A 23,873-nucleotide genomic window follows, 5' to 3' on the forward strand; every position below is an offset into this window, starting at 1 on the left:
GTCCGCCCATGAACGGTGCGCCGCCGTGTCAACGCGATCCGGCCACCGTTGTTTCCGTTGTCTCCGCGGTCGTGAACCCGCATTTGGCGGGTGCGAGCGGATCGGTCATCCGGCTTTCGAATGCCAGGTACAGCGACTCCTCCAGTACGTTCCAGTGCGTGCCGTGACGATACGGGCCCGAGCGCGCATACCAGCAGGCGACGGTGCTCCAGTCGTTCATCTTGTAGGCGACCAGCGCGATCAGCCCCCACGGAAAATCGGAGCCGGCGAGCTGCATCCAGGTCTTGCCGTACTTCTGCATCCACTGCGCGTAGATCGTCTCGTTCGACTCGTCGGGCACCTGGATGCCGGACAGGATCGGGAAGATCTGCGCGACCTTCGCCGGATAGAAGCTCGTGTCGCTGATCTTCTGCGTGCTCGCGCGAAAGCCGGATCGCGTCCCGCGCCAGAACACCTTCACGATCGCCGACGACAGCCGGTCGGCCCGCTGGCTCCACGGGCCCGCATGCGCGTAGTCGGCACGGCGCACGTAATACGCGGCGAGCGCCTGGAATGCGCTGTGCACCTCGACGTTGTCCATCAGCAGCGCGACGTGCAGCGTCGACGAGATCTGATAGACGCCGGTCGGCTTGTCGAGCAGCAGGTCCAGGTGCGCGCCCGCGCGATTCAGGCTGGCTTCCCACGCGGCCGGCATGCCGTCGGGCGGTGCGAAGCGCGCGAGCAGTTCGATCCAGGTCGCCATCATCGCGTCGTCCGCGTCGGCTTCCGCGCACGACGCGACCTGTCCGCCGCTCTTCACGCAGTAGCGATCGAAGCCGCCGTCCGGACGCTGGCGCGGCAACAACCATGCGATCCACGCGAGTGCGGGCTGACGGGCGTCCATCTTGGTGTCGGCTGCGGCAAGCAGCGCCTTCGCCGCGAAATAAGGATCGATGCCGGCGCCGTTCAGACGCACGGTGATCGCACCGTCCGGGCGTTGATACAGCCCGTTGAGTCGAAGGTCGGCGGCGCCCGCGTGCAGCACGGAGCAGCACGCGGCGACGCAGCAGGCGGTGCGCCAGTAGCGGCACAGCCTGACGGTGGCCGCCACGCACGCGCGTGTGGCCGGGAAAAGCGCGGGCCGGTTCATCATGGGAGGCTCCTGCGCGGTCATCCTGCGCAATCGTCGCCGGACGCGGCGTTGGCCGCGTCGCGTCCGGCGACCGTGTCGACGACGTGGCTCAGTGCACCTTGGCGCTGGTGAACTTGAGGCTGGTACCGCTGTTCGCGGTCACGAGCCAGTACGTCGAGTCGGTGATCCCCACGCTGCCGCTGCCTTGCGTGATGATCGGCAACGCATACGCGGCCTTCGGCAGCAGCCACGTCATGTTCGCGAGGCTGGTCGGGTGGCTGGCCGAGAACGCCCAGCCACTGCCCGTGTCGGTGGCCGACCACGTGACGTTCAGGCGCGACCGATCGAAGATCGTGATGTCGCTCATCGTGTACCAGCGGAACTGCCCCGTCAGCTTCAGCATGTTCGCTTGCGAGAAGATCGCGGACAGCGTCGACGTGTAGGACGATGCGCCGAGCGGGTGCGCATAGATCAGCCGGCTCGTGTGGTTCGCGACGACCCAGTTCATCAGCGCGGCGTACCAGTTGTTCACGTCGGCCGTCGGCACCGCATACTGCTGGAACTCCTCGAACGTCGCGTACTTGCCGAACGGCATCACCGGGTAGGCCCACAGACCGGGGTTCAGCATCGCGCCGTTGCGATAGGCGCGGGTCGGCGCCGAGCCGGTGTGGCCGGTGAAGTAATACCCGTTGAAGCCGTTGCTCTCGAGCCAGTTCACCGACCAGGTCGGCGTGTTGCCTTCCGGCGCCGCGTACTCGACATCCGGCTGGCCGGTCGCCGCCTGGACGGCCTGGTGGTTCATCACCAGGTACTGCGTGAACGTGCTCGCGTTCGTTTCACTCGCGTTCGCCCCCCAGTAGTCGTGGATCCAGCCGCCGTGGCTGCCGACGTGATGGCCCTTGCTCAGGAGGTACTTGATGAGATTCTGCGCGGTCGGATTGTTCGCGAGGTTCACGCCGTCACCGTCGCCGAATGCCGCTTCGTCCGGGCCGGCCGTGACCACGAGCGAGAACGGCCCGTTGTTCCATACGCCGAGGCTCTTCAGCTGAAGTGCAGGCTGGATCTGGTCGCCCGCGCAGAAGTGCCAGTTGAACACGAGGCCGGCCTGCGCCTTCGGCAGCGGCGACAGCGACGGCAGGTTCAGCATCTGCGTGCCGAAATAATGCAGGTAGCCGTGGATCAGCATCCCGTCGGTCTGGCCGTCGAGGTAGGCCAGCGGCAGGTTGACGAACAGCACCCCGCCGTTGCCGTAGGGGTTGTAGCCCGACACCAGCCCGAACGTCGGCGACGTCAGGATCGTCGTGCCGGTATACGTGCCCTGCGTGACGAAGCTCGGATAGGTCAGGAAGCCGTACACATAGCCGGAGATCCCTTCGAGCGTGTCCGTGGTGGTGGCCAGCGTGGACGCGAGCGTGCTGGCCGTCTTGCCGGTCGCGGTGCTCAGCAGCGAGCCGGCGCTATACGACGTGATCTTCTTGAGCTTGCCGGTCACGGTGCCGGTCAGCTTCGGCAGCGTCTGGTTCAGCACGCCACTGCCGTTGGTCGGCGTCTGGTACTGGAACCATGCCTGGTGGTTGTAATTGGCGAGGCCACCCGGGTTCGACGGGCTGGCGGGCAGGAACAGCGCACTGCCAGACGTCGGCGCCGACGAAGTCGACGCCGATGTCGTCGACTGACCCGAGCTGCTCGTCGACGCGAACGAGCTCGTGGGGCTGGCGGTCGTGGTCGACGTCGTCGTCGTCCATGCCATCGACTTGCCGGGGGGCACCTGCAGCGTGCGCAGCCAGCTGCTCATGCCGGTCACGTTGCCGAGGCCGATCATGTTGCCGCCGTATTGGTCATACAGCACGTAATCGACGCCCACCATGTTGCTGAAACGCGACTTCGGGCTCACGTAGAAGCCGGCCGAGTTCAGCACGCCGAAATCGTAGACGAGCATGACCTTGCCGCCGTTCAGCGCATAGTTCTGGATCGCCGTCACGAGCGTGTCGTCAGCCGTCGTATGCACCTGGTCCGGCAGGATCAGCCCGGGATACTGCGACAGCGACGCGCCGGCCGCCATGAACTGGCTGTCGGTCATGACCTTGATCTGCAGCCCTTCCTCCTGCGCGGTGTCGAGCCACGCGGAGACACGCGAATCGGGCAACGTCAGCGTGTCGGGCACCAACAGCAGAAGCTGGTTGGTGGCCGCCCGAACGCCGCCCGGACTGAATGCGAACGCCAGCGCGAACAGCGCGAACAGGATCCGCAAGAACTTGCCTGACTTTGCCAACATGGTGTGCTCCTCGCTTAAGGAATGGGTGGCTTGCGGCAGCAGCGGTATGCGTGCCGCCAGGTCAACCAACCTTGCCCGGTAGATAGGTGCGGCTGCCCAGTTCGTCGACCATCGACCGGCGTCGGCCCTCGGCAGCCGGACTCGCGAACCTGCCCCGGCGTGCCGCGCCATCCTCTCCGCTGCACGCGAATCGATGCGACGCGGTGAAAGAAGCGAACAACGTGCCATTGGCGCCGAAGGCGCGGGCGTGCTGGCTCGCTGCCGCGAGCGACCGCCATTTCGTGAGGAAACCATACAAAATCGTTTCATCGCTGATACGGCGGCCTTTGCGAGCGGGTTCAGCGCGAATCGTCGGACGGATTCGTCAGCGCGCCGGGCCAGCTCGCGCAGTAGGTGTAGAGGGTGACCAGCAGCCCGATCAGCAGTGGCCCGCCGAGCATGAAATAGCAGAATGGCAAGAACAGCAGCGACCCGTGATGGAGGATGACGACGTGCAGCAACATCACGAACGGCAACGCGAGCAAAAAATAGCCGAGCACGAGCACCGATGCGGCCGCCTTCTGCAGCAGCGAGAAATCGAGCGGGTAGTAAAGCGCCGCCATCACCAGCGGGATCAGCGCGATCGCCGCGCCCTGCAGCACGAACATGTCGCGCAGATGCAGCATCGGCACATACGGGAAGGTGCCCGGCGCCAGCCAGAAATACGCGCAAATCAGCAGCTGCGTGAAGCTCCCGATACGTAACAGATATGCAACGGGCAGCCAGTTCGCGCGGCGCAGGAACGACGCGCCGAAGCCGATCGTGCAGAGCGCCGCGGTCACGGCCAGCAGCGTGCCGCCAGGCATGCGCGCGGCGACGTCGATCGACAGCAGCGGCACGCGCGGCGCGTCGGGCGGATAGCCGATCACGATCACGTGCAGCGCCGGATCGATCTGGTGCGCACCCCAGGCCATCACCGCGCGCCAGTAGCGCCAGGCCAGCGGCAACGCGAGCCACAGCGACGCGTACAGCGCCGGCGTCAGCACGACGATCGACATCAGCCAGCGCTGCGGATGCGGGTGGGTCCGCAGCGAACGGTCGGCGACGGGACGGACGGGATGCGTCTGCATGGCGCCCGCCCTCGCTACCAGTGGTAGAACACGCTCAGCTCGCCGCCGATCCGTGAATAGTAGGGGTTATGGTAGTAGTCGAATTCGACTTGCGTCCCCCACTTGCGCGTGAACCAGTAGCGCCACTTCGCGGACATCTCGTGACTGCGGAAATCGGCGATCTGCGAACCGGAACCCGTGACCTGGTAGGCCTCGCGGCCGAACCCGCCGCGCAGCACGATCACGCTCTTGCCGACTTCGCCGTAGGTGACGGCGCCGTAGTATTGGGGCGCCTTCACCGAGCCCGGCGAATCGATCACATAGTTCGCGCCCGCCTCGAAGATCCACTTCGGCATCGCATACCAGATCAGGCCGGCGTGATACAGCTGATCCTTGTGGCCGCTGCGGTTCCGTGCGTAGCCCGCGCCCAGCGACACGATCAGCGAACGGTCGGACAGCAGCTTGCGGTTGATCGACGCGTCGACGCGCACGCTCGGCAGGATCGTCCCGGACGTGGTGCTGGCGAAGCCGATGCCGCCGAACCAGTCCGGTCCCAGGTCCTGCACAACCGTCAGCGCACCGAGCTGCGTAGACTCGCCGAAACGGTGCAACTGCGCCAGTTCGCCGAGAATCGTGTGGCCGCCGTCGTGATAGAGGCCGCGCAGATGCACGCCGTACCAGTCGCCGTAACCGTTCGTCAAGTGCGCGCTCGACACGCCGAGCGACATTTCCACCTGCGGCTGGCTCGGGGCCTGCGCGTGCGTGACCACGGCATCGGGCAACGGCGGCCGGTTCGGTTCGTCGGGCGACACTTCGGCGAGCGACATGCCGTCGGGCAAGCCTTCGGCCGGCACGCGCACGAACCGGCCGCCATCGAGGGTCCGCGGCACGATGACGTGCGTGGCGACGTCGGGAGACTGGGCGGGCGGCGGCCCGCCGGCATCGCCGGGTGTCGCGGCCAGCGCCGGGAGCGGGCCGGCGGCGACGCCGTACAGCACCGCCAATGCGGCGACCGGTACGCGCGAGCGGCGGCGGCAGGAACGATCGGACATGAAGGCGCTCCTTAACGGGATGCGTGGAACCAGCCGCTGCGGCAGGCGACGAGATCGCCGTGCACGCAGGCATGACCGATGACCGAGACGTCGCGCGCACAGGCGCTGACGGGATGGCCGGCGACGCCGATGCGCGCGCCGGTCAGGCGCAGCAGACCGCCGGCCGACACGACGCCGTCGATGCAGCTGCCGCTGGCGAGCAGCACGTCGTCCCGCGCGAACACGGCGCCGTGCAGCAGCGCGTGGCGCGCGAGTTCGACGCGATGCGCCTTGACGCTGCCGCGCAGCACGCAGCCGTCGCCGAGCACCAGCGTGCCGTCCACCACGAGGTTGCCCTGCACGGCCGTATGCGCGGGCAGACGCACGTCGCAGGGCAGCAGATAACGGCCGTGCACGTAGCGATGCGGCAGCTTCTCGAAGTGGCGGGTCAGCGATACCGCGCGGCGCGGCGCGTCGGACGTGTCGCCGGACGGCGCGTCCGGCGCCTTGCCGAACACGATCGGCTCGCCGTACAGGCACGCGAAGCCGCCCGCGCCATGCAGGGTCATCGTGCCGCCCACCACCACGCCGCGCAGCACCGCGCTGTCGACGTCGACGTGCGGCGCATGCGCGAGCATGCCGATGGTCGCGCCGGCGCGAATGTCGATGCGCTGCTCCGCGAACGCATACGCGGCGCGCGCGCCGCTGTCGAGCGTGATCGCGCAATCCGCGTACAGCACGTCGTCGCAATGCTGGTCGCGCAGCAAGCGGATCTCGTCGTCATGCCGCACGAGGAGCCCGAGCGCGTGCCACGGCGGCGCCGCGCGCGCATCCGCCGGCTGCGCGCCGCCGGCATGCGCGCGCAGCGCATCGCGCCAGCGCGCGGCGAGCAGCGCCTGGTCGACGAACGGGCCGTCGCCGATCGGCAGCGCCGCCACGTCGCTGCGCCGGATCAACTCATGCAGCAGGGGCAGGAACGGCAGGCTGAGCACACCGGCCACCGGCACCATCACGTTGAAGGTCGTCATCGTTCATCGCCCCGGTTTCAGTTGCCGGCGAAAGCGCTCGGTCTTGTCCCATTTCAATTCGCGGCGCAACGCGGCATCGAGCAACAGCCCCCACAACGCGGCAACCACCGCGGCAATCGTCACGCAAAAGCCGACCACGTTGACCGGCACGAGCCGCAGGCGAGTCGCGCGCCCGTCGAGCCGGGCCGCGACCACGATCTCGAAGAACACGCCGAAGTTGCCGAAGGTGCTGAACGCGAACAGCGCGAACACCGACACGAGCAGGCCGAGCGCCGTCGAGTTGACGCCGTTGAGCAGGTAGAGCGCGAGCGCCGTCCCCCACGCGATCGCGAGCAGCGCGGGCATCAGGAACACGCCGAGCAGCAGCGCGCCGTCCAGCCGGCAGCGCCGCGAGATCAGCGGATTGCGCAGCACCGGGCCCAGATAGCGCAGCAGCGTCTGGTTGTGGCCCTTCGCCCAGCGCGTCAGTTGCCGCGCGCGCACCGCCCAGCGCTCGGGCACTTCCTCGTAGCATTCGGCATGGTTGAGGTAGACCGTGCGCCAGTCGCTCAGCAGCAGGCGGTAGGTCATGTCGGTGTCTTCCGCGAGCGTGTCGTCGCACCAGCCGCCCACCGCGTCGAGCGCGCCCTTGCGGATGCCGCCGACGGTGCCGCCGTACTGCGGCACCAGGTTCAGGTTGTTGCGCGCCTGCTGATTGACCTGATAGCCGCCCGCGCGCTCGAGATCGAGCAGCCGCGCGAGCAGGTTGCTGTCGGCGTTCTGCGGCACGACGCGGCCCATCACCGCACCGACTTCCGGATCGAAGAACGGCGCGACGAGTTCCTTCAGCAGCCCGGGGCGCGGCAGGTAGTCGGCGTCGAACACCACCATGATGTCGCCGTGAATGAAGCGCAGCGCGTCCTTCAGCGCGGCCGCCTTGCCCGGCTTGCCGCTCTCGCGGTGAAACGGCTTGATGAGCTCGGGCGCGAGCGCCTGCACCGCGTCGATCAGCGCACGCGTGTTGTCGGTCGACCGGTCGTTCACCGGAACGATCGTCAGCCGCTCGTGCGGATAGGTCGTCGCGAGCAGCGCCATCAGGCAATCGGCGACGACAGCTTCCTCGTTGTGGGCGGCAACGAACACCGTGAGCCGCGGCCATTCGCCGTGGGTGATCGTCTGATAGGGCGCGTGCTGCGGCTTGAACAGGCGGTCGAGACTGAACACGTAATGCCGCGCGGCATAGACGCAGGTCAGCAGCACGAATAGCCACAGATACGCGACGCATGGCGTCAACAGCAGGTCGGTGTCGAACGCGATGCGCGATTCGGCGGCCGGCGCCGGTTCGAGCTGCGCGTCGGGATCGGCGGACACGCGCAGCGCGCGCGGCGCAGCACCGGGATCAGCCGCGTCGCGCGCGGCCGCGCCGGCGACCGGCAGGCCGACGCGCACCGCGTCGCCATAGGGTAGCAAGGCGGTGTCTCGCACGGCCTGCGAGCAGGTCAGCACGATCAACAACAGGATGCCTTCAATGCAGAGTGACGCCGTCCGACGGTTCTTCATGCCCTGCCCCCGGTTCCCGCGACGGCGGCCGAAGTGCGCTTGAGCACGGGCCGTGGATCGCGCGGATGTCAATGGGATGCGGCCGACCGTTCGTCGTGCGAGCGCGGCAGCGTTCCGCTGCCGGACGAGCGTGCCGTGCCGCTTTCCGGAATCGTTGCTTTGGCGTCCCGTCCTTCTGCTGTGGTTCGAACGCGTCGGGACGCACATGTCCTGCCAGAACAAGCAAGCCGCGAGCCATCGATCGCGATGCCGCGTGCAGCAAGGGGTTGCGCACCTCCGCACGGTGCGGCCGGGGTGACGGACGCAGGTTTTTGATTCACCGGCGAATCAGCTTTCGCACGTCGCGCGGCAAATCGTCTGCTGATCGCGCGAGTCGCCTCGCGTGACGCGGTTGCGAGACGCGACGCGTCGCACGCCGTCGCGGCGCGTCGCGGCGCACGCGTGCGCAAGGCCCGCTGCCTGCGCATCGGCTGGCCGGAATGCGGTTACCGGCACCGCATTCCGGCCAGGCGTTACAGATACGCAACATTTCGGAAGGGTCGACCCGGGCGCCACGCGCGCCGCCTCGGAGCGGAAAAACGCGTCATGCGTCACCGGAATCGGACAATCGATGACGCCCCGTCGATTGCCCAGACGAAATTCGCAGACCAAAGCGATTCAAAGCGATTCGAAAGATACGCGCGCTTCGAACGGCTGCCGGGATTCGATCCGCCTCGTCGTCAAACCATTCGTGTGACGACGCCAATCGCGCGATCGGCTGCACGGTTGTCTGCGTCGCGCCGGTCCGCCGACGGGGCCTCCGTAGCACTTGTGAAACGTTCCGTAGCGAACCGGGCGCGCGGCACGAACCGGACCCGGCCGCAGGGCCGCTGGTTTGAATATTGCTGTATCGAATGCGAGATCACCTGCCGCGTGCGCTGCCACGCGGCGAGGCAAACGGTGTGACGGACAGACGTGGCGATCGCTACAACGAGGAGCGCTCATGACGTGATTGACGAAGAACCCGGGCAACGGCCGTAGTCCGACGATTGCGTGGCGGAGACCGCGCGGACGAGAACGGTGCGCTCGCCCCGCCACACCGCTGCATGTCGCGTAGCCGGCGCCGGCCCACGCGATCGCCTGCGGGGACGGGACGAGTCGCCCGCTTGCATGCTTGGCGTCAGTTGCCGGGTCTTCCGGCGCGCAGAAGCTCAACGAGGATAACGATGAAAAAGATCTTGCTTGTGTTCGGGACTCGGCCGGAAGCCATCAAGATGGCGCCGCTCGTCCGCGCGTTGAAGGCGCGCAAGGATGTCGACGCCAGGGTATGCGTCACCGCCCAGCATCGCGAAATGCTGGATCAGGTCCTCACGCTGTTCGACATCAAGCCCGACTACGACCTCAATCTGATGCGCCAGAGCCAGACGCTGACCGACGTGACGACCGGCATTCTTCAGGCGATCGGGATCGTCTTCGACGACTTTCGCCCGGACGTCGTCCTCGTGCACGGCGATACGACGACGACGCTGGCCGTCAGCATCGCGGCGTTCTACCGCTATTTGCCGATCGGGCACGTGGAAGCGGGCTTGCGCAGCGGCGACATCTGGTCGCCGTGGCCGGAGGAATTGAATCGCCGCGTGACCGACGCGGTGTCGTCATGGCATTTCGCGCCGACCGGCCAGGCGCGCGACAACCTGTTCAGCGAAGGCGTGCCGGTCGGTGCGGTCGTGATGACCGGCAACACCGTGATCGATGCGCTGCACGACGTCAAGCGCATGCTCGAGCACGACACCTCGCTCAACGACAAGGTCGCCGCGCACTTTCCGTTTCTCGACGCGTCGCGCCGCGTCGTGCTCATCACCGGCCATCGCCGCGAGAGCTTCGGCGAGCCGTTCCGGCGTTTCTGCGAGGCGCTCTGCGCGCTGGCGAACCGCTATCACGACGCGCAGTTCGTCTATCCGCTGCACCTGAATCCGAACGTGCGCGAGCCGGCGCGCGCGCTGCTCGGCGGCGTGCCGAACATCTACTTGATCGAACCGCAGGAATATCTGTCGTTCGTATTCCTGATGTCGCGCGCGCATTTCATCATCACCGATTCGGGCGGCATCCAGGAGGAAGGGCCCGCGCTCGGCAAGCCGGTGCTCGTCACGCGCGAGACGACCGAACGGCCCGAGGCGATCCAGGCCGGCACCGCACGGCTCGTCGGCACGGATCAGGAGCGGATCGTCTGGGAGGCGTCGCGGCTGTTCGACAGCGAGAGTGCCTACGAGGAAATGTCGCGCGCGAGCAACCCGTATGGCGACGGCCATGCGAGCGAGCGGATCGTCCACGCGCTGATGCATACGCCCGGGGCAACCGCGATGGCCACGGGCTTTTCGATGGGCGCCGCGGAAATGCCGTTCAACGCGCTCACGCTGGGGTTGCTGGCGTTGCGGTCGCCTTGAAGCCGGGCGGCGGGCGGCGGGCGGCGGGCGGCGACGCCAGTTTTCGCTGCCCGTCGTTCGTCCGCCTCGAACATCCCGCCCGCGCCACCGCGGCGCGCCGGGCGAGCGATGACCGCTGCCGTTCGCTATCGGGCCACCGCATCGGCCATCGCTTGCGCCTGCGCGACCAATCGCGGGTAGATCCGCTGGGCAACCACGTGTCTGGCGAAACACGCCTGCCGCGCCTCCTCGGGCACCCGCGCCGCGCCGCACGCCGCGATCGGGCGCAGCGTCACGCGCTTCCACAGGATATAAACCCGCTCGCCCTGCCTGACCGACACGGCCAGCGTGTTCGGTCCGTCCGGCACGCCATCCTGGCTTTCGCCGAGCAGCCAGGCCTTCACCACGCCATCGGCCGGCTGCCGCCTGACGGGCAACTCGGCGAAGCGGAACGCCGCGGCGTCGTCGCCGAATACGTTCGTGTAAAGCGTTTCATTCGTGAGAATGACCGCGACGTCGTCGGTCGGCTCGATGCCCGCGTTCGCCGTCGTCACCCAGGCCTTCAGCAGCGGCACCGTCGTCACGACGAGATTCGTCTTGCCATCGTCAGACTTGAACGACAAGCCGTCCGGCCCCGGCGGCATCCCGTCGACGGGGCCGACGCTCTGCACCGTCCCCTCCGCCTTCGCGCCGAACCCTCTGGCCCGGACCGGGCCGATCAGTTTCGCGAGCCGTGCATTCACGTCGGCCGTGTATTGCTTGTCGAGGCCCGCCTGATCCTCCATCCGGGCCGCCGCCAGGGCCGCCGCGACCTGCTTTCGATGGGCCAGATACGAATCGGCCGGCGATGCGATCACCTTCGCCCCGACCGCGGCGAGCACCGCCGCGAGCACCACCGCCCCCACCCCGACCTTCACGCTTGAAATGCGCTTCATTTTTTTGACGTTATCGAATCCCGCGCCGACAGCGAAAACGGCTGCCGTGATCTCACGACAGCCGCCCCCCGGAAACGCGTCATTCTAACGTCGCGCGGACGTCATTCGTCGACCTTGAACGCCGAGACCAGGCGTGTCAGTTCCGCCGCCTGCTGCTTCAGGCTTTCCGCGGCCGCCGCGCTTTCCTCGACCAGTGCCGCGTTCTGCTGCGTCATCTGGTCCAGCGACTGCACCGCATCGCCGATCTGGTCGATGCCCGCGCTCTGCTCGAGGCTCGCCTCGGCAATCTCGCTCATCATCGCGCTGACGCCCTGCACCTGCGACACGACATCGCGCATCACCGCGCCGGCCTCGCTGACGAGCCGCGACCCGGCATTCACGGTGCCGGCGCTGTGCTCGATCAGCGCCTTGATCTCCTTCGCCGCCTGCGCGCTGCGCTGCGCGAGGTTGCGCACTTCCGACGCCACGACCGCAAACCCGCGCCCCTGCTCGCCGGCTCGCGCCGCTTCCACCGCGGCATTCAGCGCGAGGATGTTGGTCTGGAACGCGATGCCGTCGATCATCACGATGATCTCGGCGATGCGTTGCGACGCGTCGCTGATCTGCGCCATCGTGGTCACGACTTCGCCGACGACCTGGCCGCCGCGCGCCGCCGTATCGGATGCGCCGGTGATCAGCGTCGCGGCCGTCGTCGCGGTTTCGGTGTTGTTGCGCACGACCGCGGTGATTTCCTCCATCGACGAAGCCGTGCGCTCGAGATTGCCCGACTGCCCCTCGGTCCGCTCGCTGAGGTCCGCATTGCCCGACGCGATCTGCGCGGACCCGGTCGCGATCGACGCGGACGCCGCCCGGATCCGGTGGACCAGCGTCGACAGCGACGACACGAAGCGGTTGAACGCGTCCGACAGTTGCCCGATCTCGTCCTCGCTCTCCACCGTCAGCCGCCGCGTCAGGTCGCCCTGGCCGCTCGCGATCTCGGACAGCAGCGTCGCCGCGCGGCGGATCGGCGCGGCGATCGCGCGCCCGACCAGCCAGATCACGAGCAACGCGACACCGAGGCCGGCCACCGCCGCGACCAGCGCCGCGCTGCGAATCGCGCGCGTCACCGGGCCGAGCAGCTCGGCCTGCGGCACTTCGACGACCACGTACGCGTTCAGCTCCGGAATGAACGACGTCGCGATGAAGCGCGCGCCGCCGTCGCCGCTGTAGCTCATGTACGCATACGGCTTGCCGGCCAGCAGCGTCGACGCTGCGTCGTCCGGCAGGCCCGGTTCGTCCTTCATGAAATGCTTGCCGTCGATCAGCGACGTATCGCGATGCATCATGATCGCGCCGTCCGGCCGCACGAGGTAGGCGAAGCCGGTATCGCCGATCCGGTACGCGGCGATACCCTTCGCGAGCGCGTCGACGGACAGGCTCATGCCGGCCGCGCCGACCGGCGTGCCGTCGAGCTCCACGCGGCTGTTGATGAACATCATGTAGCCGCCGGTCGTGACCTCGCGATCCATGTTCACGTCGCAGGTCTTGCCCGACGCGAGGAAGTGCGTGAGCCACTGATCCTCGCCGGTCACCTTGCGCTGCAGGCCGGCTTCGTTGTAGTAGTTGCCGCTCTTCACCGACACCCACTGCACGGACGCCGCCTTCTGCTCGTCCTTCACGTTCCTCGCGAGCCGGATCCAGTCGCGCGTGCCGGCGTCGGGCTCGCCGTCGGCTTCCCATTGCAGCAGGAACGCATCGCGCGCGAGGACGCGCGACGCGGCAATCGGCCCGGCCAGCTGCCGCTGCACGTCGGCGCGAATGCCGTTCACGGCCGTCGGCAGTTCCTCTCGGACGACGCGCTCGCGCACGGCGTTGCCGATCAGGCGCACGCTCAACCCGCTCGAAATCGCGACGAACACGAGCAGGCAGCTCGTCATGCTGAGAATCAGCTTGTTCTGAATGGACAGCTTGCGCCAGAAATGCATGAGGTTCCCTCGATAACCGCTCGGTCTGAGCCAGCTTGGGTTATCGGCAGGCGCACGCGAAATCGCATCGCTGCGTTCACATGGCCGTCATGCGGGATTCGATATGTCGTTGACGGACGGGCTCGCCTGCCCGTCGCGAATCGCTGGTCGCTGGTCGCGGATCGCGCGATCCGCATCAATACGCGACGAAGATCGTCACCCGCCGGTTGCGCGCCCGCGCGGCCGCATCGTCGCCCGCGACGAGCGGCTGCGTATCGGCCCGGCCGATCGCCGCGAGCCGGTGCGGCGCGACCCCGCGCTCGGCCAGATAGCGCACGACGCTGCCCGCTCGCGCGGACGACAGCTCCCAGTTCGATTCGTATTTCGCGTTCGCGATCGGCACGCTGTCGGTATGCCCTTCGACGAGGATGTCGCCGGTCGCATGCTCGCTCAGCGCCTGCGCGATCTGGCTCAGCACGGGCGCCGCGTCGTTCAGCAGGTGCGCATCGCCGACGTTGAACAGGATCTTCGCGTCGATGCCGATCTCGATCCCGTGCGGTGCCCGCACGACCGAAATGCGGCCGTTCGCCTTCAACGCATCGAGCGACGCGAGCCACGCGGGGGCGCGATCCGCGATCGCGGCCGCGGATGGGCTTGCCGCGCCGCCAGCGTGGCGCGCGAGCGTCTGGTAGCGTGCATCGAGCGCGTGGTATTTCGCGAGCTGCAGCACGTACAGCGCGAGGAACAGCACCATCAGCGTCGTGATGAGATCCGCGTAGGAAATCAGCCAGCGGCCGGACTGCGTGCCCTCGGCGTCATCGTCGTCGCGATCGGCGCCGGCCGAGCCCGCCCGCACGCGGTCAGTTCGAACCGTCATGTCGAAGCTCCCCGTGCGTCATGTGAGCGATTCCGCCGCGCGGCCGCGCACGTCGCCGGTCAACCGCGTTTCGATCGTGTGCGGCGATTCCTTGCGCGAGATCGCGAGCAGGCCGTCGAGATACAGCTTGCGAAACCGCAGCTCGCTGTCGATCTGCGCGCGCAGCTTGCCGTAGAGCGGCAGGAACACGAGGTTCGCGAATGCCAGGCCGTACAGCGTCGCGATGAACGCGACCGCGATGCCCGGCCCGAGCTGCGCCGGTTCGAGAATATGGCTCGTCACCTGCACGAGCCCGAGCACCGAGCCGAGAATGCCGAAGGTCGGCGCATAGCCGCCGGCCTGCTGCCACACGCGCGCGGCCGCGAGCCGGCTGCGCTCGTAGGCGTCGAGCTCGCGCTGCAGCGCGTCCTCGAGCACGGCGGTCGACACGCCGTTCGCGAGCAGTTCCAGCCCGCGCCGCGCAAACGGATGGATGCCGCTGACGTCCATCGATTCGAACGCGAGCAACCCGTCGAGCTTCGCGCGATCGCCCCATTCGAGCAGATCGGTCAGGTGCTTGCGATCGACTTCCTGGGCGCGCACGAATGCGAGCCGCAGCTGCTTCACCGCATCGAGGAACCGCGCCCACGTGTTCTGGATCATCACCGCGCCGAGCGTGCCGCCGAGCACGATGACGAGCGCCTCGAACTGGAACAGCGTCGAGAAATGCCCGCCCTCCAGCGCGAAGCCGAACACGATGGCCACGCCGCCGAGTATCACGCCGGCCAGGGTCAACAGGTCCATATGCGTCTCCGTCAGGTGGTGCGTTACGCGTCGGATGAAGCGAGCGGCGCGGCTGCCGCCGGCGCCTTGGCCGCGCGCACCGCATCCAGCACGCGCCGCTCGATGTCCTCGATCTCGATCGGATCGAGCTTCAGCTCGCGGCGCATCACCCACGACACCTCGTTGCGCCGCGCTTCCGTCATCACGGAGAACAGCTTGTCGGCCACCGCGCGATCGTCGAGGCTCGCGATCAGCTTCGCGAGATCGTACGTATCGAACGCGCTGATCACGTCGAACAGCGTACGCTGGTCGACCCACACGATATCCTCGAGCGCGCGCACGTCGCCGCCGGCACGCGGGCTGCGCCGCGAGAAATACGCGACGCCTTTCTGCTCGACGTAACCGAGCACCTTCGACTTGCGGAACGCGAACACTTCGTCGGCGATCTCGCCGTGCGTCAGCTTGTTGAGCAGCAGCTTCCGGTCGACGCCGATCAGCGCTTCCAGATCGGCCAGCTCGATCAACTCCAGCTCGCTGTTGATCGACACGTCGAGATCGTGATCCGCGACCTGCTGCGCGCGATCGATCACGCGCGCGGCATCGAACGTGACGACCTGGCGCGCGTCCGACGATGCCGCGTAATCGGCGCCGCCGCCGGCATGGTCGGCCTGCGCGGCTTCGATGGTGACGAGATTGAGCTTCTCCATGCGGCGCAGCATCGCGAGCACGTGCGGCCGCGAATGGCCGGCGATCGCGCGGCAGCGGCGGATCACGTCGGCGAGCGGCACCGACGTCTCCGCCCCGTGCGCCTGCATCGGCCGGCGCGACCACGCGTCGTCCGGGCCGCGCGTGTCGGTACCGGCCATCAGCGACAGCACGTGCGCATACGACAGCACGCCGGGCATGAAGTCGGCATGCGTATAGGTCGCGAGCTGGTCGTCCTTGCGCTTCACGCGGCGGATCATCGTGCGCACGATATGGCGAAGCAGCGCGGACACGTGCTCGATTTCCTCGTCGAGCAGCGTGGCCGGCACGACCGTGAGCTGGCAGAACGACAGCGCCTTCGCGGTATGCGCGCGCGGCTCGGATGCGAGCAGCGCCGATTCGCCGAAGAACTCGCCGCGCCCGAGCGTCGCGACGACGACGCGCTTGTCGTCGCAGCGCGTCGACAGCTCGACCTTGCCGTCGGCGATCAGAAAGATGACGGGCTCGCCGGCGAAGCCCTCCGAGTAGATGATCTCCCCGGGCGCGGCCGTACGCGTCCACGATTGCTGACGATTCAAGTTGGTTCCCCTGCTGCGCTGGTTGTTGCGGACTGCGCGTCGCACGTCGCATGCATGCGATCGACAGTCATCCCCGTGCCCGTTTAACGTCATCGGCGCCGGCATCCTTTAGCGAATTCGTACTCTTTCCGGCGGAAATCGACGTAAAACGTTTGCGCCTCATTGCACGCTTTCGGAAAATTCATTTCGATGCCCGCGCCTGTAGCCGAATCGAAAGCCGTCACCCGCGCGCGCGGCGCAAGCGCGGTCGCACCCAAAAAAACGCCCCGCCGAAATGGCGGGGCGTGATGCCCGACAGACAGGTGGCGAGCAATGCGCGAGACGAAGCTCGCGCGGCCGGCTTACGAGCAGGCCTTGCCGTGCGACGGATGGAAGCCCTTCGCCTTCGCATCCGCTTCCGGCATGTAGCTGCCGTGCTTCGTCTTGCCGTAGTACTTGTCGGTCGAGCAGTGATACACCTTCGTGCTGTCGTTGACCCACACCTTCCCCGCGCCGCCGCCCGGCGCTGCGGCCGTGGTCGCCGTCGCGCTCTTCGCGGGCGCGGTGCCGGATGCCGCGGCAGCGGATGCCGCCGTTGCCGGCGCCGCGGCCGGTGCGCTCGCGGCAGCGGCAGCGGCAGCCGACGCGCCGTACCAGGTCTTCACGCCCTTGTGGCCCGCGCATGCGCCCTTCTTCGACGCGCCCGAATAGAACGAACCGTCCTTGCACAGGCCGGTCGTGCCTGCCGGCGCGCTGGCGGGCACCTGTGCGAACGCACCGATCGACAGCCCCATGCCGGCAGCAAGCGCGGCGATCAACATCGTCTTTTTCATAGTCCTCTCCTGATTGGCCTGAATGGTGAAAGTGTCCCGGGCGTCCCGGGGAAAGCCCGGCTTACCGCACCCAGCGACACACGCGATGGTGGTGGTGATCGAAATGGCACACGCGGTGCGAATGCGCTTCGGCCAGGGCCGGCACGAGCACGACACAAGCCAGTGCGGTGGCCGTCAGGATCTTCGCGATGCGGTTCATGGAGCTCTCCCGGATAGATCAGCCGGTCATCCGGCTGATACCTGCTTAACGCCGGTCGGCGGATCCCGGTGTACCGCCCCCGCGCGAAATTGACGATCTTTGACATCGACACGCGTCACGGCGCCGAAGCTGACAGTTATGTGCACGAACATGCTTTCGATGCTTTCAGCCAGTCGCGCAACGATCGGGATTTCAAATGAAGCGACGCGGCCGCAACCGGCGCGCGCGTGCGAGGCGGGATAAAAAAACGGCGCGATGAGCGATCGCGCCGGTCAGCAAACAGGAAGGAGATGGACCGCCGCCGCGTGCAGGACGGGCGCATCGAGCGCGCACGTCCTGCATGCGGCCTTGCAACTGGCTTGCGCCTTACTTCAAGCGTCCCGACAGGAACTGTCCGAGCCGCTCGCTCTTCGGATTGACGAGAATCTCCTGCGGATCGCCCTCTTCCTCGATCTTGCCCTGATGCAGGAAGATCACATGGTTCGACACGTTGCGCGCGAAGCCCATCTCGTGCGTGACGACGACCATCGTGCGGCCTTCCTCGGCGAGCTTCTGCATCACCTTCAGCACTTCGCCGACGAGCTCCGGATCGAGCGCCGACGTCGGCTCGTCGAACAGCATCACCTCGGGTTCCATCGCGAGCGCACGTGCGATCGCGACGCGCTGCTGCTGGCCGCCCGACAGATGCGACGGATACATCCCTTCGACGCGCGGTGCGAGGCCGACCTTCTCGAGATACTTGCGCGCGCGCGCGACGGCTTCTTCCTTGCCGACACCGAGCACGGCCATCGGCGCCTCGATCACGTTCTCGAGCACCGTCATGTGCGACCACAGGTTGAAGTGCTGGAACACCATCGACAGCTTGGTACGCATGCGCTGCAGCTGCTTCTGGTCGGCCACGCGCAGCGAGCCGTTGCGATCGCGCGTGGTCTGGATCGGCTCGCTGCCGATCGTGATCTGCCCCGAGCACGGCTGCTCGAGGAAGTTGATGCAGCGCAGGAACGTGCTCTTGCCGGAGCCGCTCGAGCCGATGATGCTGATCACGTCGCCGGCCTTCGCCTTCATCGACACGCCCTTCAACACCTCGTTGTCGCCGAACTTCTTGTGGAGATTGTCAACGGTGAGCTTGTACATGCTTGGTCCTTCCTTGCGAATCTTGCGAATGCATTAATGGCTGCGCGGCGAGAGGTACGCGAGCCAGCGCGTCTCGAGCTTGCGGAACGCCCAGATGAGCGTGAACACGACGACGGCGTACATCACGGCCGCGATGCCGTACGCCTGGAACGACATATAGGTGGCGGAGTTGACGTCGCGCGTGACCTTCAGGATGTCGGGAACGGTCGCGGTGAACGCGAGCGTGGTCGCGTGCAGCATCAGGATCACTTCGTTGCTGTAGCTCGGCAGCGCGCGACGCAGCGCGGACGGCAGGATGATGCGCGTATAGAGCTTGAAGCGCGACATCCCGTAGGCCAGGCCGGCCTCGACCTCGCCGGCCGACGTCGCCTTGATCGAGCCCGCGAAGATCTCGGTCGCATACGCGCATTCGTTCAGCACGAACGCGAGCAGCGTGCAGTTCATCGCGTTGCGGAAGAACGTGTCGAGCAGCACGTGGTTGTGCACGACCTGCAGGCTGTAGATGCCCGTGTAGCACATCAGCAGCTGCACGTAGAGCGGCGTGCCGCGGAACACATAGGTATAGAGCCACACGGGCATCGAGATCCAGCGGTTCGACGATGCGCGCGCGATGGCGAGCGGCACCGCGAGCGCAAAGCCGAGGGCGATCGACACGACCAGCAGCCACAGCGTGATCGCGAGGCCGCTGAAGCGGTAGCCGTCGGTGTAGAGATAGCTTTGCCAGTACTGGCTGATGATTTCGATCACAGTGCAAGCCTCCGGACGCCGACCGAATAACGTTTCTCGAGGTGGTGCAGCACGACGTTCGATACCGTCGTGATCGCGAGGTAGATCGCGCCAGCCGCGAGCGTGAAGAAGAAGAAGTCGAGCGTGCTCTTGCCGGCGTCCTGCGACGCCTTCACGACGTCGGCGAGACCGATGATCGACACCAGCGCGGTGGCCTTCACGAGCACCTGCCAGTTGTTGCCGATGCCCGGCAGCGCGAAGCGCATCATCTGCGGGAACAGGATCCGGTGAAACACGCGCCAGCCGCTCATCCCGTACGCGAAGCCCGCTTCGAGCTGGCCGCGCGGCACCGCGAGGAACGCGCCGCGGAACGTCTCGGTGAAGTACGCGCCGTAGATGAAGCCGAGCGTGATGACGCCCGCCACGAACGGATCGATGTCGATCTGGTCCCAGCCCAGCGCGTCGGTCGCCATGTTCAGCAGGATCTGGATCCCGTAGAACAGCAGCAGCATCAGCACGAGATCGGGCACCGCGCGAATCAGCGTCGTATAGAACGTGCCGGCCGACTTCAGCACGCGATTGGTCGACAGTTTCGCGGCCGCGCCCGCGAGGCCCAGAATGAGCGACGCGGCAAGCGACAGCACCGCGAGCTTCACGGTCTCGACCGTGCCGGCCCACAGCAGCGGGCCAAATCCTTGGAAGATCATAGAAGGGATCCAGAACGATGTGGCTGGATTGTCAATAGCCATTAACCGCGCATCAAACGAGTTCTGCGCACTACGTGATGCACCCTGCTCATCAAGCCGGACGCATCACGCGAAGCGAGTGGCCCCCGGCAACCGACGCGGCGCGCGCCGCAACCGACGCGCGCCGCATCGGCGGTCAGCCGCCGTAGACGTCGAATGCGAAGTACTTCTTCTCGATCTTCTTGTACGTGCCGTCCTTGATGATGTCGGCGATCGCGTGGTCGAGCTTCGCCTTCAGGTCGGCGTCTTCCTTGCGCAGCCCGATGCCGGCACCGTTGCCGAGCGTCTTCGGATCGTCGATGGCGTTGCCGGCGAAGTCGAAATTCGCGCCGCGCGGGGTCTTCAGGAAGCCGAGGTCGGCCTGCACCGCGTCCTGCAATGCGGCGTCGAGGCGGCCGGACATCAGGTCCTGGTACACCCCGTCCTGGTTCTGGTAAGGCACGACCTGCACGCCCTTCGGCGCCCAGTACGTCTTCGCGTAGGTTTCCTGGATCGTGCCCTGCTCGACGCCGACCGACTTGCCCTTCAGCGATTCGGCCGTCGGCTGCAGGTTCGCGCCCTTCTTCGCGACGAGACGCGTCGGCGTGTTGAACAGCTTGTCGGAGAACGCGATCTGCTCGGCGCGCGCCGGCGTCATCGACATCGACGACAGCACGCCGTCGAACTTCTTCGCCTTCAGCGCCGGGATCATCCCGTCGAAGTCGTTCTCGATCCAGACGCATTTCGCCTTCAGGCGTGCGCAGATCTCGTTGCCGAGATCGACGTCGAAGCCGACGACCTTGCCGCTTGTGTCCTTCGATTCGAACGGCGGATAGCTGGCGTCGACGCCGAACCGGATCGTCGACCAATCCTTGGCGTGGGCACCGACCGCGATGCAGGCAAGGGCAATACTGAGCGCGAGTTTCTTCATGGCGTTCCTGTCATAGGCGAACTGGGCACGGGTCCCGTCGGGCGTCGCCGCCGTGAACCCTTCCAACCCGGATGCCGCCCATCCGGCGACGCTCCAAGTTGTACATACAACTTTGCCTTTTCCAGGTCACTGCCGGCAATCCGTGTTTATCTCTAATTGTCGGTGGATTGTTTCCATGAGCGAATTTCCCTTATATTTCAATTCGCTACACATTACATGCAGCTGAAATTCCGCTTTCGGCACGATTCCGGCAGGCCGTCGCCGTGCGCACATTTGTCTATACTTTTTCGCTGGCAGGATCCGCATGCCTGCGGATCGCCCTCCGCGCCGCCGCGCCGGCCCGCGATCCGCCGTGCGGATGCGTGCCGGAATTACCCGAATCTCCGGCTCACAGTGGGGCCCGCGCGGCGTCGAACCCGGTACACTCCGCCCGGACACCGCACGAAGGCCGGCCTGCGACGGCAGGCGGCCGCCGTCTCTCGAACAGCAACGCAATGACCACACCGATCTATCAGGAAATCAAGGATTTCATCCTCGCGCGCATCCATGCGGGCGAGTGGGCGGAAGGCGACCAGGTGCCGTCGGAGAACGAGCTCGCGCGCGAATTCAACGTCGCGCGGATGACCGTCAACCGCGCGCTGCGCGAACTGACGGCCGAGCAGGTGCTCACACGCACGCGCGGCTCCGGCACGTATGTCGCGTCGCCGAAATACGAGTCGACGCTGGTCGCGATCCGCAGCATCTCGGATGAAGTCGCCGCGCGCGGCCATGCGTATCGTGCGCACGTGCTGGAGGTGGGCGCGGCAATCGCCGACGCGAAGCTCGCCGATGAACTGCAGCTCGACGCCGGCAGCCCGATCTTCCACTCACGCGTGCTGCACTTCGAAACCGACACGCCCGTGCAGCTCGAGGAGCGCTGGGTCAATCCGGCCTGCGCGCCCGAATACGCGTTGCAGGACTTCACGACGACGACGCCGAACCAGTACCTGACGCGCGTCGCGCCGCTGCAGCGCGTCGAATACCGGATCGAGGCCGCGATGCCCGATGCGCAAACGCGCCGCCACCTGACGATGGACGAACGCGAGCCGTGCCTGCTGCTGCATCGGCGCACGTGGTCGCAAGGGATGGTCGCCGCGGTCGCCAACCTGTGGCACCCGGGCAGCCGCTACCGGTTCACCGGGCACTTCTGACGCGCGGCGGGCGCGTTCGGCAGGCCCGGGCGGCCCCTGGCCACGACGCCGTCGCGATGAAGCAGAGCGGCGCGCAAGCGGACGTCGCGAAGCGCACGCCATGCAGCGACTTCCGACGAAGGAAGCCGCGCGCGCACCGGCTCAAAGGCGAACTCGCGCGTGATCTCGCGCGTCTGCGGCGTGCGCCCGAAGCGGGCGAGCGCCGCCCCGCACGCAACGAACGTGCGCGTCACTTCCTCCGCGACGTTTTCGCCGCCGGCGCGCGACGCTTCGCCGTGCCGGTGCCGGCCGCCGGCCATTGCGCCTCGTCGAGCAGCCGGTCGAACAGGCGCGCGCGCTCGTCGGCCGACAGCGGGCACAATCCGAACATCGCCGATAGCGCGATGCCCCACGCCGCCTTCCAGCGCAGCAGCGCCAGATCGGGATCGTCGGATTCGGCGGCGATGCGCTGCGCGTTCCTCGCATCGGTGTCCCGAACCATCTGCAGCGGCTCGGGATCTTCCACCAGCGCGGCCATGATCGCGAGCGCCGCCGACGGCTGCTGGTCGATCACTTCGCGCATCGTCGCGATCTGCGCGGACAGCGTCGGCTGCGCTTCGCCCGGATCGCGCGCGGCCAGATAGTCGCGCTGGAAGCGTTCGTAGTAGTCCTGCTGATGTTCCATCAATGCGTTCAGCACATCGCCCTTCGTGCGGAACTGATGCATCAGCCCGCCCTTGCTGATGCCGCTTTCGCGCGAAATCGCGTCGAACGTGAGCTTGCCCGGGCCGTCGCGCTCGAGAATCGCGAGCGCCGCCTGGATCGCGGCAGTACGCGTTCGCTCGGAACGCGTCGGGTTGTCCATGACCTTTCCCCGGTATGAAGTGGCGCAATGCGGCGGCGCCGAACCGGTGCCGCCGCATGCAGGAAGTGCGCGGAGTCTATCACAAACAAACCGCCTGGTCGGTTTACATCCCAAAACGGCGGTGCTACGATCGGCTCCCGCGTCGCCCGCCGACTGGCGGCGCGGTGGCGCCACGAACCGGCCATCGGCATGCGGGCGCCGCCTGTGGCAGGGCTGTCCGGCCGACCACCGAAATCCGGAAGGCCCTGCCGCGCCCCGAATTCATGGGGCAACCTCGCCCCACAAACAAACCGCCCAGTCGGTTTTTTTGATGAAACCGTCACACCCACCCTGCGCGCCGATCGCCGGCGCGACTTCGACCCGGAGCCATGCATGAACCCATCCCCCGCTTCCCGCCACCTGATGCGCGTCGCGCTGTGCGTCGCACTCGCCGGCTGCGCCGGCGTCCAGCCCGCCCGCTATGCGGGCATCGAGTCGTCGCCTTACCTGCGCAGCGATCCGCAGGACACGTCCGGCCGTATCCCGTATCGCTACGCGCTGCCGGCGGACTGGCATCGCTACCGGAAGCTGATCCTCGATCCGGTGGCCGTCTATCGCGGCACGGACAATCAGTTCGGAACCCTGAGCGATCAGGACAAGACGACGCTCGCCGCGTACATGGGCGACACGTTCGCGAAAAAACTCGGCAAGCGCTTCGAGCTGACGAACGCGGCGGCACCCGACACGCTGCGCGTGAAGCTGACGCTGACGGGCGCGGTGACGACGACGGCCTTCGCCGGCGCGTTCGCGCATTTCGACCTCGCGGGCAATCTGTACAACGGCGTGCAGGCGATACGCGGCCGCGAAGGCGCGTTCACCGGCTCCGTCATCTATGCGGTGGAAATCCGCGATGCCGCGACAAACCGGCTGATCAACGCGTACGTGACGAAGCAGTATCCGAACGCGATGAACATCGGCGCGAGTTTCGGCGCGCTGAGCGCAGCGAAAACCGGCATCGACAAGGGCGCCGATGCGCTCGTCGCGCAGTTCGACTAAACC

At 67.0% G+C, this 23,873-nt stretch carries 22 protein-coding genes; 3 read left to right on the forward strand and 19 right to left on the reverse strand.

What is annotated here, in order from left to right:
- Window positions 1-28: 28 nt before the first annotated feature.
- The 6 genes from ACTJKF_RS01605 to ACTJKF_RS01630 all read right to left on the reverse strand — a co-directional run bounded on the left by ACTJKF_RS01605 (window position 29) and on the right by ACTJKF_RS01630 (window position 8,072).
- The gene (locus ACTJKF_RS01605) at window positions 29-1,129 is read right to left on the reverse strand and encodes a hypothetical protein (RefSeq protein WP_440621832.1); all 1,101 of its coding nucleotides are present in this window, start codon (window positions 1,127-1,129) and stop codon (window positions 29-31) included.
- A gap of 91 nt (window positions 1,130-1,220) precedes the next feature.
- Window positions 1,221-3,386, reverse strand: a complete 2,166-nt coding sequence (locus ACTJKF_RS01610; RefSeq protein WP_440621792.1) for a polysaccharide deacetylase family protein — start codon at window positions 3,384-3,386, stop codon at window positions 1,221-1,223.
- 338 nt (window positions 3,387-3,724) lie between these two features.
- The gene (locus ACTJKF_RS01615; RefSeq protein WP_440621793.1) at window positions 3,725-4,495 is read right to left on the reverse strand and encodes a hypothetical protein; all 771 of its coding nucleotides are present in this window, start codon (window positions 4,493-4,495) and stop codon (window positions 3,725-3,727) included.
- 14 nt (window positions 4,496-4,509) lie between these two features.
- A complete protein-coding gene (locus ACTJKF_RS01620; protein ID WP_440621794.1) occupies window positions 4,510-5,526 on the reverse strand; it encodes a YaiO family outer membrane beta-barrel protein in 1,017 nt (338 codons plus the stop codon).
- A gap of 11 nt (window positions 5,527-5,537) precedes the next feature.
- On the reverse strand, window positions 5,538-6,533 hold the full coding sequence (locus ACTJKF_RS01625; protein ID WP_440621795.1) for a polymer-forming cytoskeletal protein: 996 nt from the start codon (window positions 6,531-6,533) through the stop codon (window positions 5,538-5,540).
- Between the two features lie 3 nt (window positions 6,534-6,536).
- Window positions 6,537-8,072 (reverse strand): glycosyltransferase family 2 protein, encoded by a 1,536-nt coding sequence (locus ACTJKF_RS01630; RefSeq protein WP_440621796.1) that lies wholly within the window; start codon window positions 8,070-8,072, stop codon window positions 6,537-6,539.
- A 1,205-nt stretch (window positions 8,073-9,277) separates the two neighbouring features.
- On the opposite strand from ACTJKF_RS01630, the gene wecB reads away from it, so the two are divergent.
- Window positions 9,278-10,495 (forward strand): non-hydrolyzing UDP-N-acetylglucosamine 2-epimerase, encoded by a 1,218-nt coding sequence (gene wecB, locus ACTJKF_RS01635; RefSeq protein WP_440621798.1) that lies wholly within the window; start codon window positions 9,278-9,280, stop codon window positions 10,493-10,495.
- Between the two features lie 125 nt (window positions 10,496-10,620).
- Here wecB and ACTJKF_RS01640 read toward each other — a convergent pair whose 3' ends face one another.
- The 11 genes from ACTJKF_RS01640 to ACTJKF_RS01690 form a co-directional block, all read right to left on the reverse strand.
- Window positions 10,621-11,409 (reverse strand): hypothetical protein, encoded by a 789-nt coding sequence (locus ACTJKF_RS01640; protein WP_440621799.1) that lies wholly within the window; start codon window positions 11,407-11,409, stop codon window positions 10,621-10,623.
- Between the two features lie 101 nt (window positions 11,410-11,510).
- Window positions 11,511-13,373 carry a methyl-accepting chemotaxis protein gene (locus ACTJKF_RS01645; protein WP_440621800.1) on the reverse strand — a complete coding sequence of 621 codons (1,863 nt, stop codon included), beginning with the start codon at window positions 13,371-13,373 and terminating at the stop codon, window positions 11,511-11,513.
- A gap of 175 nt (window positions 13,374-13,548) precedes the next feature.
- Window positions 13,549-14,229 (reverse strand): OmpA/MotB family protein, encoded by a 681-nt coding sequence (locus ACTJKF_RS01650; RefSeq protein ID WP_440621801.1) that lies wholly within the window; start codon window positions 14,227-14,229, stop codon window positions 13,549-13,551.
- Window positions 14,230-14,247: 18 nt separating this feature from the next.
- Window positions 14,248-15,012, reverse strand: coding sequence for a flagellar motor protein (locus ACTJKF_RS01655; RefSeq protein WP_440621802.1), 765 nt, complete (start codon window positions 15,010-15,012; stop codon window positions 14,248-14,250).
- A gap of 23 nt (window positions 15,013-15,035) precedes the next feature.
- On the reverse strand, window positions 15,036-16,274 hold the full coding sequence (locus tag ACTJKF_RS01660; RefSeq protein WP_440621803.1) for a Crp/Fnr family transcriptional regulator: 1,239 nt from the start codon (window positions 16,272-16,274) through the stop codon (window positions 15,036-15,038).
- Window positions 16,275-16,615: 341 nt separating this feature from the next.
- Window positions 16,616-17,086 carry a DUF3761 domain-containing protein gene (locus ACTJKF_RS01665; RefSeq protein WP_440621804.1) on the reverse strand — a complete coding sequence of 157 codons (471 nt, stop codon included), beginning with the start codon at window positions 17,084-17,086 and terminating at the stop codon, window positions 16,616-16,618.
- 61 nt (window positions 17,087-17,147) lie between these two features.
- A complete protein-coding gene (locus ACTJKF_RS01670) occupies window positions 17,148-17,285 on the reverse strand; it encodes an HHHH-motif protein (protein ID WP_174993086.1) in 138 nt (45 codons plus the stop codon).
- Window positions 17,286-17,651: 366 nt separating this feature from the next.
- Window positions 17,652-18,419, reverse strand: coding sequence for an ABC transporter ATP-binding protein (locus ACTJKF_RS01675; RefSeq protein ID WP_440621805.1), 768 nt, complete (start codon window positions 18,417-18,419; stop codon window positions 17,652-17,654).
- Window positions 18,420-18,452: 33 nt separating this feature from the next.
- A complete protein-coding gene (locus ACTJKF_RS01680) occupies window positions 18,453-19,166 on the reverse strand; it encodes an ABC transporter permease (RefSeq protein ID WP_440621806.1) in 714 nt (237 codons plus the stop codon).
- The gene (locus ACTJKF_RS01685) at window positions 19,163-19,852 is read right to left on the reverse strand and encodes an ABC transporter permease (protein WP_440621807.1); all 690 of its coding nucleotides are present in this window, start codon (window positions 19,850-19,852) and stop codon (window positions 19,163-19,165) included. The genes ACTJKF_RS01680 and ACTJKF_RS01685 overlap by 4 nt, the downstream gene beginning before the upstream one ends.
- Before the next feature lie 175 nt (window positions 19,853-20,027).
- A complete protein-coding gene (locus tag ACTJKF_RS01690) occupies window positions 20,028-20,801 on the reverse strand; it encodes an ABC transporter substrate-binding protein (RefSeq protein ID WP_440621808.1) in 774 nt (257 codons plus the stop codon).
- 494 nt (window positions 20,802-21,295) lie between these two features.
- Here ACTJKF_RS01690 and hutC point away from each other — a divergent pair, with 494 nt between their 5' ends.
- Entirely contained in the window at window positions 21,296-21,991 is a 696-nt protein-coding gene (gene hutC, locus ACTJKF_RS01695) for a histidine utilization repressor (protein ID WP_440621809.1), read from the forward strand.
- Here hutC and ACTJKF_RS01700 read toward each other — a convergent pair.
- Entirely contained in the window at window positions 21,967-22,224 is a 258-nt protein-coding gene (locus tag ACTJKF_RS01700; RefSeq protein WP_440621810.1) for a hypothetical protein, read from the reverse strand. The two genes, hutC and ACTJKF_RS01700, sit on opposite strands and share 25 nt — an antisense overlap.
- Window positions 22,221-22,835 (reverse strand): TetR family transcriptional regulator, encoded by a 615-nt coding sequence (locus ACTJKF_RS01705; protein WP_440621811.1) that lies wholly within the window; start codon window positions 22,833-22,835, stop codon window positions 22,221-22,223. The genes ACTJKF_RS01700 and ACTJKF_RS01705 overlap by 4 nt, the downstream gene beginning before the upstream one ends.
- Before the next feature lie 372 nt (window positions 22,836-23,207).
- On the opposite strand from ACTJKF_RS01705, the gene ACTJKF_RS01710 reads away from it, so the two are divergent.
- The gene (locus ACTJKF_RS01710) at window positions 23,208-23,870 is read left to right on the forward strand and encodes a DUF3313 domain-containing protein (RefSeq protein WP_440621812.1); all 663 of its coding nucleotides are present in this window, start codon (window positions 23,208-23,210) and stop codon (window positions 23,868-23,870) included.
- Window positions 23,871-23,873 lie beyond the last annotated feature (3 nt).

It is taken from the genome of Burkholderia sp. 22313, assembly GCF_052045245.1.
In the GTDB taxonomy this organism is placed as follows: Bacteria; Pseudomonadota; Gammaproteobacteria; order Burkholderiales; family Burkholderiaceae; genus Burkholderia.